This is a genomic window from Cyanobium sp. HWJ4-Hawea, assembly GCF_024345815.1.
GTDB lineage: Bacteria > Cyanobacteriota > Cyanobacteriia > PCC-6307 > Cyanobiaceae > Cyanobium_A.
Map to the genome: position 1 here is coordinate 17,725 of NZ_JAGQBV010000023.1, position 16,697 is coordinate 34,421.

Below are 16,697 nucleotides of genomic sequence, written 5' to 3' on the forward strand. Positions count from 1 at the left end.
GGCTACGTTGCAGTGGGGACTACGGTCGGCCCTGCTCGTGAGTACAGGTCTTGCCCTTTCGCTGGCCAACAGTTCCTGGGCTAGTTGGATGCCATAGCTCCCCCAGCCGGTATAGGGAGTTAGGGGCCAATCAATAAGTAGCTTGGGCTTTAGCATCTTTTAAATTGCTCTGGCTGAGCGTAATAATCCCATGAAGTTTCTACCGGCATGCTCCACCGTTAGAAACCTGCCATTATTTAGACTGGGTTTCATGATCTGAAAGGTTTTCATTGGGGCGAGAGTGGCTGCACTTTCTAGTGGACTATGAAAACTTTCATCCTCTTCTGACCAGTGGGGTGCTTTAAAGTACATTTGTGCTTGAGCATTGTTGAGGAAAAAGCAGCCCGAGTGGGTGTTTAGGGGTTGGCCAAAGCATATGGGTTCACCAAGGTGCTCCATGCACAACTTTAAATCCATTGAATCTCTGTATTTTTCAGACGCTGCTGGATTATAATCTCCATCTATGTAGAAACGCCTTAAGTTTGCCAGGTCCTGACTGGTTTCGATTCGATTTGGTTGCAATAGATAATTATTGCCAAAGCACCGATTGAATTGGCGCAATTTAAGGAAGAAATCGGCGTCAGTGATTATGATGTCGTCTTCTAAATAGCCGCTGTAGTCATAGTCCTTGTGAAATTCTTCTAGTACATGGTGGCATTCGAATCCCAGGTGTTTCGGTGTTTTGGGTTGGCACAGCCGTGCCGTGAATGCCCCGGCCTCTTGCAGATCATTGAGTTCGTGGAGCAAGTTTGCCTCGGCTACTACGCAGATCGTAATTTTCAGATCCGTGGTGCCATCCGTAACTGGATCCACGCACCGTTGAAGATGATTCAGGCTACCGCTGGGTCCGCCAAACAGCCGGTGTAACTGTAATATCACCCGGCGTAGAGCCGTAAGCCGTGGCAGCGGATTGGCACTGAGCGATCCATGCTGCCCGCCGCCATCGGCGTTGTAATAGTGGGCAATTGCCAGGTGCAGCCGCAAGGTTTGATCTCCTCTCAAACTCAATCTACCGATTCACTTGCCCCTAAACTGACCACATCCACGGTTTTTTCTTGTCAAAAGGCTTTCCCCAACTGCGTTTTACCAATTGCGACCTCATCAGCTACGGCGCCTGTGGGTCCGTGTACGCATTAGCCCTTTTACGGTTCCCATTCTGCTCTTGGCAGGCTGGGGTTTCGTTGTCTGGGCACTTTCCCGTGTTGCTGATCCATGGATTGTGGCCTTGATGGCCATGCCACTCGCTTTTGCCGCAATCTTGGCTCTGCTGTGTTTATGGGCCTATAGGCGAGACTTCTATGCTTAAAGTCCCTAAGCCAACAGGCCCTTCCGATCCCATTCAATTTCCTGCTGCCTTGCTTTTGCCAGGTGATGCATTTGATACGGATCAGTTTCAGGTGCTCGGGAGGCGTGTGGCTGGCCGTTCCATGGCCCAGGGAATCACCCGCTATCTGGCTTCAAATGAGGAGCTCACCATCTTGGTGTCCTCCCACGACGAGGCAATTCGTTTGCGCTCTTTGATCGAGCCTGTTCTGCCATGCGGGGCTCGTTTACGTCTGGTGACAGGTTTTCATCGCGAATCCTTCCAGGCGGTTGGAGCCCTACACGTTCCCGATCCTGGCTTGGCCAAGTGGGAGCTGCTGCGTTCTGGCCAACCTGCCAATGCTTTTTCGATCACTGGGGTAATTCACACTCTTTGTTCCGAATCTGTTTTTAATTCCGTGGCTGAACTGGAGAGTGCGCCGCTTCAGCCATGGGATGCCCTGGTATGCACCTCCCAGGCAGGCCGGGTGGTTGTTCAACGCTTGCTGGATCATCGCCATCAAGCCCTTGAGCGCCGGTTCGGCACCGCCCTGCCCAGGCCTCCGGGCCCCCAGCTGCCCTTGATTCCGCTAGCTGTAGAGGATCCACTTGCGTCCCTTGCTGCGGCCACCGTGGATCGTAGGCAGCTTCGCCACCAGGCTCGTATTCGGCTCGAGATCCCCCCCCAGGCCCTTGTGGTGCTTTTTCTGGGGCGGCTTAGTTTTCACAGCAAGGCCCACCCATTGCCCCTCTACAGGGCAATGGCGCGGTTGCAGCGGCGACTCCCCGATCAGCAGTTAATTCTGCTGGAGTGCGGCCATCTATTCAATAGTTCTGTGGCCGATGCCTATGACCAGTTGCAACAGCAGTTCCCCCAGCTGCATCTGCGCCGTATTGGTGGTTTGAAACCCGCCTCAGATCTTGAAAAGAGCCTTGCCCTGGCTGCCGCTGATCTTTTTGTTTCCCCCGCTGACAACCTTCAGGAGACCTTCGGCCTCTCGGTAATTGAGGCAATGGCAGCCTCACTCCCCACCATTGTCAGCGATTGGGACGGCTACAAAGATCTTGTGGACGATGGGGTGACTGGCCTGCGCATCCCCGTACATACAGCCTTCTCGGCCCCAGATCGGTTGGATCCATTGGATCGTTCCTATCGGCTGGGATTGATTGACTACGACAACATGATCGGCGTGCTCAGTTTGGCGGCAGTCGTTGATGAGCTGGCCCTGGAGCAGGCGCTCGCCCAACTGGCTTCCGATCCAGCCCTGCGCCAGAGCATGGGCGAACAGGCCAGGGCCCGATGGCAGCGCCACTTCTGCTGGGAAGTGGTGCAACAAAGCTACAGACAGCTCTGGCTAGAGCTGGCTGCGCTCCGACAGCAAGCTGGAGTGCTTCAACCCGAGCCCCCCGCCCATCCGCCGATGGGGGCCCTGTTTGCTGGTTACGGCACCAAGTCCTTTACGGCAAAAGAGGTGATCGCAAGGGATGGTCATACACCTGCCGACTTCTTAGATCAACCGATGACCCAACTTTTTAGCCATGTGATCTGCGGTGCGGCCCACCAGTCCCTGATAAAACACCTCACCAGCCAGCGCCGGCTCAGCTGTGCCGACCTTACCCGTATGGGTGTGCCTGCGAGCCGCCATGGCGCGATCCTGGCAATGCTTGTGAAGCTAGCCATCGCAGAGCCATTGGAGCAACGGCAGTGATGAGTACTGATCCATCTTCAATAGGTCGCTTCTTTTTTGTCTGCTATCCAGATAGCAACCATCCAATCGGTGGTGTCAAGCAGATCTATCGCCAGGTGGATCTGCTCCACCAGGCCGGAGTTTCTGCATGGGTTCTACATGAAAATAAGGGCTTTTGTGCCGATTGGTTTGAAAGCAAGGCACCGGTGATTGATTTTGAATCGTTTCTCGCCTTGTCCCCAGATCCGGCAACTGATTGCCTGGTATTGCCAGAAACCTGGGTTGCCAATATTCCTGGATATCTTCCAGGTATTCCCAAAATTATTTTCAATCAGAATGCTTATTATACCTTTGGTCTCGATAGCAATATCACGTCAGATATAATATCTCTTTATCGACATCCTGATGTGCGTGGTGTGGTGACAGTGTCGGAGGACAATCGTCGCTTTTTGATTGAAGGCTGTGGTCTTGATGCCAATCGCGTCCAAGTAGTTTTGAACGGAATTGATGGGAAACTTTTTTTCCCGCCAGAGCGCAAAATTCGCAAAATTCTCTATTTGAGTCGTAAACAGCTTCAGCATGCGCGCATCGTGCGGGCCATGGCGGAATGCCGCCCTTTTTTCAATCGATATCCTTTCGTGGAAGTTGGACGCCTCACCCATTCCGAAATTGCCGCAGAGCTCCGAGAGGCTCTGGTATTTCTCAGTTGCGGTCATCCGGAGGGTTTCGGTTTGCCCTTGGCCGAGGCCATCGCCTGTGGCTGTTTGGTGGTGGGTTACCACGGCTTGTCTGGTCGCGATTTTTGTCATCCCGCCCTTCGGGAGGTACCCTTCGGTGATCTACTTACATTTGTGGACACTCTAGAAAACACCATCCGCGGATTTGAAGCCGATCCCGCGGCCACCACCCAGTTACTGGTGGACCATGCCGTTCATCTGCGGGAGCGCTATTCCTTGGATCATGAGCGCCTGCGTTGTTTGGCCGTATGGCCCACAATTTTCAATCAGGCAAATGTAGTCGCTGGCTGAGATCCTTCAAGGGCTCTCGCCAAGAGTTGAACTGACGTTGCCGATAAGTAGTCACCAACGCGCCATAGAGGCCCCCATCGAGCAGGTCGTACCAGCGCTCATCTGGCCATAAGGGCAACAGCAGCTGTACTGGCCGTGCGCACAGTACGGCAAGGTGGCCCAAGGAGGTGTCCACCGTTGCAATCGCCGCCGCCCCCCGCATTAATTGGCGTGTATCTTCCAGGCTATTAATGCGATTTCGGGCCAGATCTACCCAGCTATGCAGCTCTCGGATCCGTTGGGATTCCGCAAAAGAGTAGTCACTGATGTCAATCAGCCGTAGGCCCTTTTTTGATGCGGCTGGTTGCCAGAGTTCCAGCAGGTCTAGGATGGTGTCAAAGGAAAGTGAGCGGCTGAAGGAACTGAGTGGGTTTGTAGGGTCTGGTTTGCTCCGCCAGCAGACCAATAATTTGCCCTGGCTTGCAGGCTCTGCGATGTCAATGACCAGCGGTTGCTGGATTATTTCGCTTATTCCAGATCGGCCAAGCCAGTAGCGAAACCATGGTGCTGTGATCCTCCAGAGTTGTCCAGGATTATTTTCATTATGTATCTGCAGCCCCTGATTTTGTAGTAGCAATTGTTTCACTACCCCAGAATGTTCTCCCAGGGGCCGCACTGCAATTATTTCTTTGGAGGGCATTTGACTTTGAATGCTAAGTAGCAGAGCCGCATTTTCTAATTGATCTCCGATGCCACCCACTAGGTCCACTACGATTTGTTGCTTAGTCTTCAGACGTTTTGAGATCGTTTCAGCGAGAGGTTCCTCTCGGCTAGGCTCTAGCAGCGCACTCCAGGGGTTGGGGATCCGTCGATAGCGTCGAATTCGATAATCTGATTGCCTCCCTATAACATCTGCATATCCGTTAACCCGATCGAGCCAATCGGAACAGCCTTGGTAATCTCCTAGATAGCTGAGGATTGAGATGTTGGCGAGCTGTTCATCACGCCCCTTGCTGGCCGCTATGGCTTTGTGTTGCAAGTCTCTTGCGAGTTCTAGATCCTCGCCATAGAGCCACCACTTCGGTCCCTTCATAAGCCTAATAAACCAGCATGTTGACGATTTTCAAAAGGTCACCCCACTAAATGTTAAGTCTTTTGCACCAAGTTGGATATCGGTTGCAGAGGAAGAATTAAGTTCTGCCAATGTTCGGAAGGTTTGATCCAACACCTTTGCGGATTGCGCACTGTTAAAACGTGAACGTGCGTGTCGGATGCCATTCTGAGATAAAACACTGAGCTTTTGACGGTTGCCGTGACACCACTGCAGAGCAGCTGATACTGATTCGCCGCTGCCGGGTTCACATAGCAATCCGTCAACTCCATGGGTTATCACCTCAAAGGCTCCGCCAGCTCCAGTGCTGATTGGCACTACTCCTTGGGCCATGGCTTCTGCCACCACCATCCCAAATGCTTCAGGATGCAGCGAGGGGAATACAAGTACATCCAGTTGTTGATAAAAGCTTGTGATTGCCTGATCCTCCAGAAATCCGTGCCAGTGCAGATTCCGATCGATTCCCTGTTGACGCGCATAGGTTTGCAACTGTTCAAGGTAATCCGGAGAAAATGGTTTTCCTGCCAGATTCAGCTGATACGGAACGTGCCGTTGTTTGAGTATTACGCACGCTTCTAGCAGGTTATGCACACCTTTGGAGTGCATTAATAACCCGCTATAGCCGATTTGCAGCATTGGGCTTTGTCGCTTTGGAATCGGTGCCTCTGCTGTCATGGCTGAGGTCAGCGGCGGATGCACGATCGGATGGTTGTCCACTGGAAAACCCTGAGCTATTAGTAATCTCTTTACCTCCCTAGAGGCGAAAGCTAGTCGGTAGGTGTTTGCTTGGGGGTAGTCCTGCGGCCCGTAGGGCGCAGCCATAAAGCCCACGTGTTGGATCGTGGGGATTCGGCGTTTGCCGAGCTGCTTGTGCAGATCAGTTCCAAGTAAATCCAGATTTCCCACCAGGCATGCCTGGGGATTGATCATGTCGAGTAGCTGGTTCAACCGTTGCTGATTGCGGTGTTGGCGACGTTGCTCTTCAGTGGTATCGGCCAGGCGCGAGATGCCATTTTCATAGCTGCCCAGTAGCTCCAGTGTGCGACTCACCTTGGGATCCTGGCCGCAGGGTCCAAGATAGGATTGATCTGAGCTCAGTACGTGGGAGTCGTAGCCGAGCCCCACAAGTCCCTCAACTAATCGCTGGATACACAGCCCAAATCCTCCTAAGTTCTGGGGTGGATAGAGGTTGGTTAGGGTCAGCAAGCGCATGATGCACAGAAGTAAGGGCCACCAGCAGGGTGGTCGAAGTTGATTTGAGCTTTGTGACTTAACTTTTGATAAGTTTAGCCCATGCCGGGTTTAGGGCATACTGGTATTGGTCAATCCATTTCAGCTTTTTAGTATTTGGGTTACATGTTTAACAGTTTGCGCCAAAAATTAAGTCAACGCTTTAGAGGGCCTTGGGGCCGGCATGGGAGGCTTTGGCCTGTTTCTACTGGAAGTTTTGATAGCCTTGCGATTCCTCCAGAGCGATGGCCTCAATGGGTTGAGGAATGGCAAGGAAGCCATCAGAATTTAGCTAATAATGCTGTGGGTCTTGAGCTAGACGGCTGTTGTACGCTTGTTTCGATATGTGGTGCAAACTTTAATGATTGGGTTGTCCATCTCTGGTTAGATCGTGTGCCTTTTAATATGATCCCCGCTATGGGTGCGGTTTGGACTTTTGAGGCTACCAACCATCTGCAGTTGATTCCTTCCCCATATAGCCCTAACCAGGCCGACTACCTGCAGCGCCGCTTCTGCGTAAATTTAGAGTTGCCCGAGCCAGATGCTGCTCGCAATTGGTTGCTCCACCTTGAATGTCAGGATGGCATTTGGGATCCTCACCCCGGTCGCGCGGCGCTTCTTCAGGTTCTTGGATTCCCTTGTTATTGGCTACCTTCTCAGGCAAAGTCAAATGGGTGGCTTGCACCTACCAAAAGATGCTTTGATCTCTCTGCAGCAAACCTTGGGCTGCCAAATCCCCTTCCCTGCTTTGGGCTTTGCCTTGGCTGTGGCGATGCTTTTTGGGAGCATGGCTTAGCTGCATGGGAGGCCGAGATTCCTGAACAGGTGCTTGTCTATTTACCCGAGTTGCCAAGGCTTGGGGCTGATCCTAATGAGGCAAGGGCACTTGCTGCCTGGCTGCAGCAGGCTGCTTCCTTGGCGGAACATACTGTGCTACTGACTCAGGATGGTTTTTGTGCTGAAAACGCGCTGGCATGTCTAGGCCAAGGCCAGCTACGGTATTTTGCTGCGCCTATCTCCCCCGTCGAGCTGGTGGCGGAATTAGTAGGCCAGCCCTTGGCAATGGCCTTTGACCCTTTTCCCCCGCCCCTGGATACTCTTTGGTTCCATGATTCCCATGGCGTGGCCGCGGCTTCTGTGGTGGTAAGCTCTTTTAATTATTCTAATTATATACTTGGGGCTCTTGACAGCGTACGCCATCAAAGTCTTGAAGCGTTGGAATTAATAGTAGTTGATGATGATTCGACTGATGGCAGTGTAGATCGGGTATTGTCTTGGTTGGAGCTTTATGGACAGCGCTTTGTCCGGGCAGTTTTTTTACGCCATGCGACTAATTCTGGTCTAGCCGCTGCCCGTAACACCGCTTTTAGCAACAGCAAGGCCCCTTGGTGTTTTGTTTTAGATGCGGATAATACCCTTATGCCTCAGGCAGTGGCCGCTTGTTTGGAGGTGGCTCAGGCAGCGCCACAATTTGCCGCCGTCGTTCATCCCCATGTGGAGATTATTGGCAGCCGTAGCAATGACCCGGGCTCATCCGCGCTGATTACTAAACTGGCTTGGCAGCGAGATTCCTTTCTTGGCGGAAACATCATTGATGCCATGGCAATGATACGCAAGGAGGCTTGGCAGGAAGTTGGTGGCTACACCCATATAGACGGTGGTTGGGAGGACTTTGACTTTTGGTGTAAATTGATCGGTGCTGGCTTTCATGGAGTGCTATGCCCTCGTGTTTTGGCCAGGTATCACGCTCATTTAGGCTCCATGACAGCCAAAGCCACATCACACCAGTGGCGTCCCCTCAGTCGTTGTTTGCAGAGGCGCCATCCATGGCTGCAGTTGCCCTTTGCCAGCTGAACTGAGCCCTACAATTGGCGGCACAGTATTTTGCCCTTAATGCTTGAGCGCTACGACGGTCGAGAGCTTGGTCCGGAGCCCCATATCGTGCTGCTCGGCTCCAGCAAGGTAGGTAATTTTGTGGTTACGGTCCCTTTGTTGCAGGCGCTGCGCCAGCGTTTCCCGCAAGCTCAAATTGATTTTTGGGGCAGTGAATCCACAGCTGACTTTGAAAATGCTCTTGAGCCAATCAATTGGCGAATCTCGTGGGATAGCCCTGATCACGGGCATTTTCAGCACTTAGCAGAAAGTGCCCATATCCGCTCGAAGGAAGCTGGACCCGTAGAACTTTTGATCAATTGTGATGGCTTTAACCCACTTACCCAGGTGCTTGCTTCCTGGCTACGCCCGAAATTTGTTGCTGGCGCCAGTCTTGGGGCCAATGGGCGAGCAGCTTTGCCATGGGGTGAGCATCCCTATCAGCGGTTTCTAGAGGATCCCGATTGGGATTCTCCAGATTTCCTCACGCGCTATGGGGACCTTTTCAGTACGAATTCCATCGGTGAGCTGCTTTGTCGTTTGGCCTTCTTGGAACCACCAGCAAATCCGATCCGTTTGCCTTCCCGTGATCCCAGCTTTGCAGTACCGGATCTATTGATCCATGCAACTACTACCCGGGCTGCCAAAATTTGGCCAGTGGCTGGATGGTTGGAGGTACTGCGCTGGTGCGAGCTGAAAGGGTTTTCAGTGGGGCTAGTGGGAAGTCCCCCTAGGCGTCAGCAGGAGGAGTATCACGCCGGCGGTCTTGAGGATGAACTGCTGGCCTGTTCCCAGTTGATTGACCTACGTGGCCGCACGAGCTTGATCGAGCTGGCTGGTGCTTGCCGCAGGGCCCGAGCAGTTGTGAGCGTAGATGCCGGGCCTCTCCACATTGCGGCTGCAGTTGGTACCCCTACCCTCGCAGTTGTCGGAAATGATGCCAATGGCTTGGGGGCAAGTCCAATCAGACTTTGGTTGCCCCGTTTGCCCAATTGTCAGCGCACTGTAGCCAACGTCAGTTGCGACGGCTGCGATGCCTTACGTTTTCGCAACGATGAATGTGTAAAGGACAATCATGAATGTATGGAATCTGTAGGGCCTCATCAGGTAGTTGATTGGTTGGAAAAGATCCTTGATTGAGTTGCCTTACAGGTTTTTTCAGCTGTTGAGGGAATCTCCGCCGGGTTTTGGGGGCGTTGAGCGGGTGGCTCACTGCCTTGCCATTGCCACTGGCGATTGTTCCAGAGCCATTTCCTTACTCCCCCCCCTCTCCTCTCAAGGTGCAGTAGCCGATCCCCTAAAAGTCTCGTATCGGCGCACCCTACTTCCCTCCATTTCTTTGGGGCGTTTGCTTTTGCCTCTGCCCAGTAATGCCCTGCTCCAGCTTTTAGTTGGAAGGGAGCCCCTGCTGGTCCATTTGCCCTGCCCGACTGTCCTGCTTTTGGTGCTTCTGGCCCGTCTGTTGCGCCCCCGCCGTCAAATTCATATCTATTGGCATGCCTTTATTGAGCCTAGGCCTGCCATAACTGGTTGGTTGGAGGCTGTTTATCAGGCCTTGGCATTGGTCCTGCTCAGATTTTTTTCGGTGGTCACAACTTCCCCTCCCCTTAGGCACCAGCTCGTCCAATCTGGTCTAGTACCCGCCCAAGTGGCCTGCCTCCCCTGCTCCCTTCCACCCTCCACTGAGGCCGCCTGTAGCCGGATCCACCAATGCCGTCTCGAGCAGCAAAAGCCAGAGGCCTTCGGTCGGCTCATATTTATTGGTCGGCTCGATAGTTACAAGCGCATCGATTGGCTTTTGCATGCCATGGCCCTAGCTCCCGCTGCAGGGAGCCTAGATATTGTTGGAGATGGTCCCCTTCGGAGCCGTTTTGAGGGGATTGCCCGTAACCTTGGTCTTAGCCATAGGGTTTTTTTCCATGGCCGCTTGGCTGAGCATTCCAAGCTGAATTTGCTGGCCGCCGCAGATTTGTTGGTCCTGCCCGCAGATCGTTGTAATGAAGCCTTTGGCATCGTCCAGCTCGAGGCCATGGCCAGTGGTATCCCCTGCCTGGCTTTCGATTTGCCGCGCTCCGGCATGTATTGGGTCAGCAATGTGCCCGCTCTAGATTGGAGCGGCAAGCCCGGCGATCTTGCCTCTACTATCCAGCATCTCCTCAGCGATGGGCGCCGTTATGGCCTGGCTTGCAAGCAGGCTCGCTGGCGTTACGAGCAGCATTTTTCCAACCCGATCTGGCTGCGCCACCACTCAGAGCTGTTCAGGATCGCTGGCTAAACCAGTAGTTATGTGCCACACACTGGTCCCATGACCAGCCTGCCTCTGCTGCTCAATCTGCTGCCCTACCGGCCCGAACCCACCGGCCTCAGCCGCTATGTGGAGCGACTGTTAGCGGCCTGGCCCGGCGAATCCCTGCCCTGGCAGCTGCGGCTGGCACCCCCAGGCCATGGCCAGCTCAGCCAGAGCCCCCATTTGCCGACAAAGCCCTGCACTGGCCCCATGGGCTTGCTCCAGCGCTATGCCCTGGCCCAGCACGCCCTACCCCTGCGCCGGTTGCTTGCGGACCACTGGCCCGATCGCATTTACAGCCCCTACAGCGAATGGCTCTGGGCCCTGCCCCAGGTGCCCCAGCTGATCACCTGCCACGACCTCACGCCCCTCCACTTCCCCAGCAGTTGCAGGGCCCATTGGCGTAGCCGGCTGCTGCTGCCAGCCCACTTTGAACGGGCTGCCCTGGTGGTGGCCATTAGCCAAAGCGTGGCCAACCAACTGGTGCAAACCGGCCTGCCCGCTCGCCGCATTGCCGTGGTGCCCAATGGCGTGGAGCCCGTGGCCGATCCGATCCAGGCCCCCGCCAGCCACGATTGCGTCGTGCTGGCCCGCCATGCCCGCAATAAAAATCTGGCCCTTGCCCTGAACGGTTTTGCGGCCCTGCTCAAGCGCAACCCCGATTGGCCCGGTCGGTTGCTGGTGGTGGGTGCCACGGATCGCTGCACATCTGCCCTGTTCAGGCAGCAGCGGCAGCTTGGCCTGGGCGAGAGGGTGCGCTGGATATCTCCACTGGCACCCGGGCCCCTTGAAACCCTGCTGCGCCAAGCTTTTTGCCTTGTTTCCCCCAGCCTGATGGAGGGTTTTGATTACCCCCTGCTCGAGGCCCAGGCCCTGGGCCTGCCCACCCTGGCCAGCCGCATTCCCGTGCATCAGGAGCTGCATCAAGATGCGGCATTGCTGTTTGAGCTCCATGATCGCGGCGATACAATGGCTCATCAGTTGCAGCGGCTCGACCGCGATCCTGCCCTTTGGCGACAGCTTTCTCAGGCGGGTCTTCTCAACGCCGCGGCCCACACCAGTCAGCGCCAAGCCAGAGAGATCAACTCCCTTCTCCGGGATCCATTGCCCTGAGCCCCCTGTTGCACTTGCCCGTGTTGCGGCTTGAGTGCATTGGTCTGCAAATTCCCGTATTCAGCTCCGAAACCCGCAGTCTTAAATCAGCCCTGCTGCGCTCAGTCACCGGAGGTCAGTTGCGCCGTCAGGGTGGCGGTGCGGTGATCACTGCACTGCACAATGTGAATTGTCAGATTCATGAAGGTGAACGCATTGCCCTGATTGGTCATAATGGAGCAGGTAAATCCACTTTTCTAAAGCTGATCTCGGGCATCTATATGCCGAGTTGTGGAAGATTTGAGCAACGCATTCGGGTTTTCCCGATGATTCATAAGAGCTTCATCACCAGCGGTGAACTCAGCGGCCTGCAGGCCGTAAAGGCCCACTATTTGATGGTCAATGGTTATCTTAAAGGTTTTGAGAGTTATTGCCAGGGTGTGGTGGAATTTTCCGGATTGGGTGATTTCATTCATTTACCAGTCAAGGCCTATAGCCAGGGCATGGCATCCCGTTTGCTTTTTTCGATGCTCACTGCCTGTACCCATGAATGCCTGGCTATAGATGAGGGTTTTGGCGCCGGAGATTCCAGCTTCTATGAGCAGGCCCAGCAGCGCCTTCAGGCTTTCATTGAATCTGCGGGCACCTTGATTTTGGCCTCCCATTCAGAGGCCCTGCTCAGGCAGTTTTGCGTGCGTGGATTGGTATTTGAGCAGGGTTCGATTGTCTTTGATGGCCAGCTTGAGGATGCCCTGGAGCACTACCATCGGCCCAAGCCATGAGAGTGCTCCAAACCCTCTCAGACGGCTGGGCGCTGCGTCGGGTTTGGCTTTTTACGGCCACTTCTCGCACTAAGGCCCGATTCGCCCGCACCCTGCTGGGTAGTTTTTGGCTAGGTCTCTCCAATCTGCTGTCCATTGCCGTACTTGCGCTGGTATACGGCACTGTTTTCAAGGTCCAAGATTTCAACCGCTACGTGGTGTATCTCGGCCTTGGCGTAGTGATCTGGAATAGCTTGGCTGCGGCAATTAGCGCTGCTCCAAATCTGTTTGAACTTAATGCCGCCCACTTGCACAACAATAATCTCAATCCAATTTTCTATACCCTTGAGGAATGGGCTTTCCAGGTTCAAACATTTGCCCAGTCGTTTGCCTTGGTCTTGTTAGGTCTTTCTTTTTTTAAAATTAATCTTATTCCTAATTTGCTGCTTGTGGGCTGGCTGCCCTTGATTAATTTGTTGCTGTTTTTGTATTGGTTTCCGGTATTTTTGTGCCTTGTGGGAGCGCGATACAGGGATTTGTATCAGCTTGTTCCAATCGTTTTGCAATTAGTATTTCTTCTTTCCCCCATCCTGTATGAGCAGAAAACTCTTGGCTCCCTTGCCTGGACTGCCGATTTAAATTTGCTCTATCAAGTGCTAAATCCCATGCGCCGCTGTTTGATTGAGGGCTCATCGCCAGGCTGGATTGATCTGCTCCTGCTTCTAATAAATTTTGTTGGTATTTACTTTGCCATCTCACTGCTTAATCGGGAGCGGCGCCATCTGCCTTTTTTAATCTAAATTTGCTTACCCTTGGCTAAATTCTGACTTGCTCCTCAATTGCTTAGTAGTTCAGGCTTAACCTGCTCGCAGATTTTCCGTCGGAAGTCTTCTAAGATTGCTGCAGAAATGGTGTCGTAGCGGCTAAGTCGCCTTTGCCTTTCCGCCTGGGGATCGCCGATCCTTGCCATTTCTGCCATTGCGATTTGTCCCATAGCTTGGGCCCAGGTTGTTGGATTGAGGGTGTCGCACAGCCAAATCAGCTCCCTGAAATCTTGGCTGGCTTGGATTTCCTGGTGGGCCACAGAAGGGCTGGCGATGACCGGTGCACCGATGCAGGCGCCATCAAGCACTGGGATTCCGAAGCCCTCCACCAAAGAAGGGCTAATAATCGCCATGGCATGTAAAAATAAATTTGTTTTTGTGGTTTCGTCGATATAGCCGGTTAGCAGTACAGATTTATCGGCCTGCCTTTCGACCTCCCTGCTATAGGAGTCTTCTTTAAGCATTCCAGTCACGCAGAGCCGGATTCCATATTCAGCTAGCCCTGAGATGCGGAACGCCTTAATCGCAAATAAGAGATTTTTCCTGGGTTCCACTGAGGAATTAAATAGAAGATAGCGAAATGGAACCAAGCTACCATGGCGTTTTTCTGATCGCAGCGATGGTCGCAATACTTTTTGCTCTAGCAGCCCTCGGTGCTCCTTAGCAGGCAATTTCAGCGATGGGGGCTGCAGAATCACCACGCCCCCAGCATCATTGGCGGATCCATAGGCCTGTTCAAATTTCTTGCGGGTTGCCTCTGATACATATAACTTTCTGGCCGTCAGACAGCTGTTAAGCCTCTGGCCAAAATGTGCCACGTGGTCAAGGTGGCGCACATATTCGAGAGGAATCAAATCATGCACTGTTTGCACAAAGCAACCCTTACCCTCAACTCTGATGTTGATCGGACAGGTGGTGATTAGCCCATCAAATTCATTGCCCAACTTGATTGGTAGGGATGATGGGCGGCAAGCTAGTGCTCTCCGTGAGGCATTCAAATAGAGATGCCGGGAACAGAGGATGCCATCGAGGTTTTCGAAATAGCTCAGCCGCTCCTGGCGGAAATAGGGGCTGTCGAATTGCTCCAATAAATTTACCTTCACCATTGCGTCAGTGGCATAATTGCGGTACGCCAGCCAATCCAAGATCTCCAAGAGTCTCAGCCATTTTTTGTGCAGCCTTGCCAAGGCCTGCCACTTGCTGAGCTTTGTTTCCCAATAGGGGCTGTGCAGCCAATTGTGGCCCTCCATTAAGCCCTCCATTACTCGAGCTGCATAGATCAGGTCGCAGGCCCGCTTGGGCAGATTTTTGTAGACAGATTTCTCAAGCCTTGGCTCAAAGTCCGTGAGCAGCCAGATCTCAGCGCCCGAATCCTTTAGGGCCTTGAGCATGGCCTTGCTGAAAACTGCAATGCCCCGATGCTCCCTCTGCTGTAGATCCAGATCTGTCACCAGCAGCCTCAAACCCTTAAGGGGCTGGCCCATCGGCGCCGGATCTGCAGAATGGGAGTTCTCGTGCTGAACTTTCTCCGGCACAGCAAGCAGAAACTTGTTTGATCACACCCTACTTGTTGTCCTTTCCCCTGACGGTTGACCCAGGGGCGGGCCGTAGGGCATGCTCGTCTTGTCGGCATGTTCGCCGACCAGCGCTGCAGCCCGGGATACTCCGGATCCTTGCAACGTTTGCGGATGTAGCTCAGTGGTAGAGCATCTCCTTGCCAAGGAGAGGGTCGAGAGTTCGAATCTCTTCATCCGCTTTCAAAAACCTCCAGCGGCTGGCGCAGGCTCTGGTGTCAGCTGTGATGCTTGCCCTCAGTAGGCTGGCTACAGCGCATATCTGGCCAATTCCATGCTCAAGCTCCTGCTGGGTGATCCCAATGCCCGCAAGCTGAAGCGTTACCAGCCCCTGGTTTCCGATATCAACCTGCTGGAAGAGGAGATCGCCCCCCTTTCAGACGACGAACTGAGGGGCCTCACCGTTGAGTTTCGAGGCAAGCTCGCCGCCCTGCAGCTGGATTGCCAAAACCGGGGTCTGGGCACTGAGGCCACCCTCGAGCGGGAGCGCAAGGTGCTCGATGAGCTGCTGCCCCAGGCCTTTGCCGTGGTGCGGGAAGCCGGCAAGCGGGTGCTGGCCATGCGCCACTTCGATGTGCAGCTGATCGGCGGCATGGTGCTGCACGAGGGCCAGATCGCCGAGATGAAAACCGGCGAAGGCAAAACCCTTGTAGCCACCCTGCCGGCCTATCTCAACGCCCTCTCGGGCCGGGGTGTGCACGTGGTGACGGTCAACGACTACCTGGCCCGCCGCGACGCCGAGTGGATGGGCCAGGTGCATCGCTTCCTGGGCCTTTCGGTGGGTCTGATCCAACAGGACATGGACCCCGCCACCCGGCGGACCAACTACAACTGCGACATCACCTACGCCACTAACTCGGAGCTGGGCTTCGATTACCTGCGCGACAACATGGCGAGCGACATCGCCGAGGTGGTGCAGCGCCAGCCCAACTACTGCGTCATCGACGAAGTCGACTCGATCCTGATCGATGAGGCCCGCACCCCCCTGATCATTTCCGGCCAAATCGAGCGGCCCCAGGAGAAATACCAAAAGGCGGCGGAGGTGGCGGCGGCCCTGCAGCGCTCTGAGGAGATGGGCAAGGACGGCATTGACCCTGAAGGCGACTACGAGGTGGATGAAAAGCAGCGCAGCTGCACCCTCACCGATGAGGGCTACGCCAAGGCCGAGCAGCTGATTGGCGTTTCTGACCTGTTTGATCCCGCCGACCCCTGGGCCCACTTCATCACCAATGCCCTCAAGGCCAAGGAGCTTTTCGTTAAGGACGTCAATTACATCGTGCGCGTTAGCGATGCGGTGATCGTCGATGAATTCACCGGGCGGGTGATGCCCGGGCGCCGCTGGAGTGATGGCCAGCACCAGGCGATCGAGGCCAAGGAGAGTCTGCCGATCCAGCCCGAAACCCAGACGCTCGCCTCGATCACCTACCAAAACTTCTTCCTGCTCTATCCGCGCCTGGCCGGCATGACCGGCACCGCCAAAACCGAGGAGGTGGAATTCGAGAAGACCTACAAGCTCGAGGTCACGATCGTGCCCACCAACCGGCTGCGCTCCCGCGCCGATTGGACCGATCAGGTCTATAAAACCGAGCCCGCTAAGTGGCAGGCGGTGGCCAATGAAACCGCCGCCATCCACAAAGATGGCCGGCCCGTCCTGGTCGGTACCACCAGCGTTGAGAAAAGCGAGCTGCTCTCGGCCCTGCTGGCGGAGCAGGAAATCCCCCACAACCTGCTTAATGCCAAGCCGGAAAACGTGGAGCGGGAGGCCGAAATCATTGCCCAGGCCGGCCGCTCCGGTGCCGTGACCATCGCCACCAACATGGCTGGCCGGGGCACCGACATCATTCTCGGCGGCAACAGCGACTACATGGCCCGCCTCAAGGTGCGCGAGCAGTTGCTGCCCCAGCTGGTGC

The 16,697-nt window shown here is 54.5% G+C and carries 13 protein-coding genes and 1 tRNA gene; 10 read left to right on the top strand and 4 right to left on the bottom strand.

Annotation, left to right across the window (positions count from 1 at the left end; all coding sequences use genetic code 11):
• Positions 1-159: 159 nt before the first annotated feature.
• Entirely contained in the window at positions 160-1,023 is an 864-nt protein-coding gene (locus tag KBY58_RS06860; RefSeq protein ID WP_255003582.1) for a hypothetical protein, read from the bottom strand.
• Positions 1,024-1,451: 428 nt separating this feature from the next.
• Here KBY58_RS06860 and KBY58_RS06865 point away from each other — a divergent pair, with 428 nt between their 5' ends.
• Both KBY58_RS06865 and KBY58_RS06870 read left to right on the top strand, forming a co-directional pair.
• Positions 1,452-3,050 (top strand): glycosyltransferase family 4 protein, encoded by a 1,599-nt coding sequence (locus KBY58_RS06865; protein ID WP_255003583.1) that lies wholly within the window; start codon positions 1,452-1,454, stop codon positions 3,048-3,050.
• A complete protein-coding gene (locus KBY58_RS06870) occupies positions 3,050-4,057 on the top strand; it encodes a hypothetical protein (protein ID WP_255003584.1) in 1,008 nt (335 codons plus the stop codon). Before KBY58_RS06865 ends, KBY58_RS06870 begins: the two co-directional genes overlap by 1 nt.
• Here KBY58_RS06870 and KBY58_RS06875 read toward each other — a convergent pair.
• Both KBY58_RS06875 and KBY58_RS12955 read right to left on the bottom strand, forming a co-directional pair.
• The gene (locus KBY58_RS06875; protein WP_255003585.1) at positions 4,029-5,129 is read right to left on the bottom strand and encodes a hypothetical protein; all 1,101 of its coding nucleotides are present in this window, start codon (positions 5,127-5,129) and stop codon (positions 4,029-4,031) included. The genes KBY58_RS06870 and KBY58_RS06875 overlap by 29 nt on opposite strands.
• Positions 5,130-5,159: 30 nt before the next feature.
• A complete protein-coding gene (locus tag KBY58_RS12955; protein WP_255003587.1) occupies positions 5,160-6,197 on the bottom strand; it encodes a glycosyltransferase family 4 protein in 1,038 nt (345 codons plus the stop codon).
• A 483-nt stretch (positions 6,198-6,680) separates the two neighbouring features.
• On the opposite strand from KBY58_RS12955, the gene KBY58_RS12960 reads away from it, so the two are divergent.
• The 6 genes from KBY58_RS12960 (at position 6,681) to KBY58_RS06910 (ending at position 13,189) form a co-directional block, all read left to right on the top strand.
• A complete protein-coding gene (locus KBY58_RS12960) occupies positions 6,681-8,231 on the top strand; it encodes a glycosyltransferase family 2 protein (RefSeq protein WP_255003589.1) in 1,551 nt (516 codons plus the stop codon).
• A 39-nt stretch (positions 8,232-8,270) separates the two neighbouring features.
• On the top strand, positions 8,271-9,389 hold the full coding sequence (locus KBY58_RS06890; protein ID WP_255003592.1) for a glycosyltransferase family 9 protein: 1,119 nt from the start codon (positions 8,271-8,273) through the stop codon (positions 9,387-9,389).
• Positions 9,390-9,597: 208 nt separating this feature from the next.
• Entirely contained in the window at positions 9,598-10,524 is a 927-nt protein-coding gene (locus tag KBY58_RS06895) for a glycosyltransferase (RefSeq protein ID WP_255003594.1), read from the top strand.
• Positions 10,525-10,554: 30 nt separating this feature from the next.
• Positions 10,555-11,649, top strand: coding sequence for a glycosyltransferase family 4 protein (locus tag KBY58_RS06900; protein WP_255003595.1), 1,095 nt, complete (start codon positions 10,555-10,557; stop codon positions 11,647-11,649).
• Between the two features lie 8 nt (positions 11,650-11,657).
• Positions 11,658-12,410 (top strand): ABC transporter ATP-binding protein, encoded by a 753-nt coding sequence (locus KBY58_RS06905; RefSeq protein WP_255003596.1) that lies wholly within the window; start codon positions 11,658-11,660, stop codon positions 12,408-12,410.
• Positions 12,407-13,189: an ABC transporter permease gene (locus tag KBY58_RS06910; protein WP_255003598.1), complete on the top strand. Its 783-nt coding sequence runs from the start codon at positions 12,407-12,409 to the stop codon at positions 13,187-13,189. Before KBY58_RS06905 ends, KBY58_RS06910 begins: the two co-directional genes overlap by 4 nt.
• Positions 13,190-13,224: 35 nt before the next feature.
• Here KBY58_RS06910 and KBY58_RS06915 read toward each other — a convergent pair whose 3' ends face one another.
• On the bottom strand, positions 13,225-14,367 hold the full coding sequence (locus tag KBY58_RS06915) for a glycosyltransferase (protein WP_255003599.1): 1,143 nt from the start codon (positions 14,365-14,367) through the stop codon (positions 13,225-13,227).
• Positions 14,368-14,897: 530 nt separating this feature from the next.
• On the opposite strand from KBY58_RS06915, the gene KBY58_RS06920 reads away from it, so the two are divergent.
• Both KBY58_RS06920 and KBY58_RS06925 read left to right on the top strand, forming a co-directional pair.
• Positions 14,898-14,969: transfer RNA gene (locus KBY58_RS06920), tRNA-Gly, on the top strand.
• Positions 14,970-15,061: 92 nt separating this feature from the next.
• Positions 15,062-16,697, top strand: a 1,636-nt coding sequence (locus KBY58_RS06925) for a DEAD/DEAH box helicase (RefSeq protein ID WP_409995727.1), incomplete at its 3' end; no start/stop codon positions are given.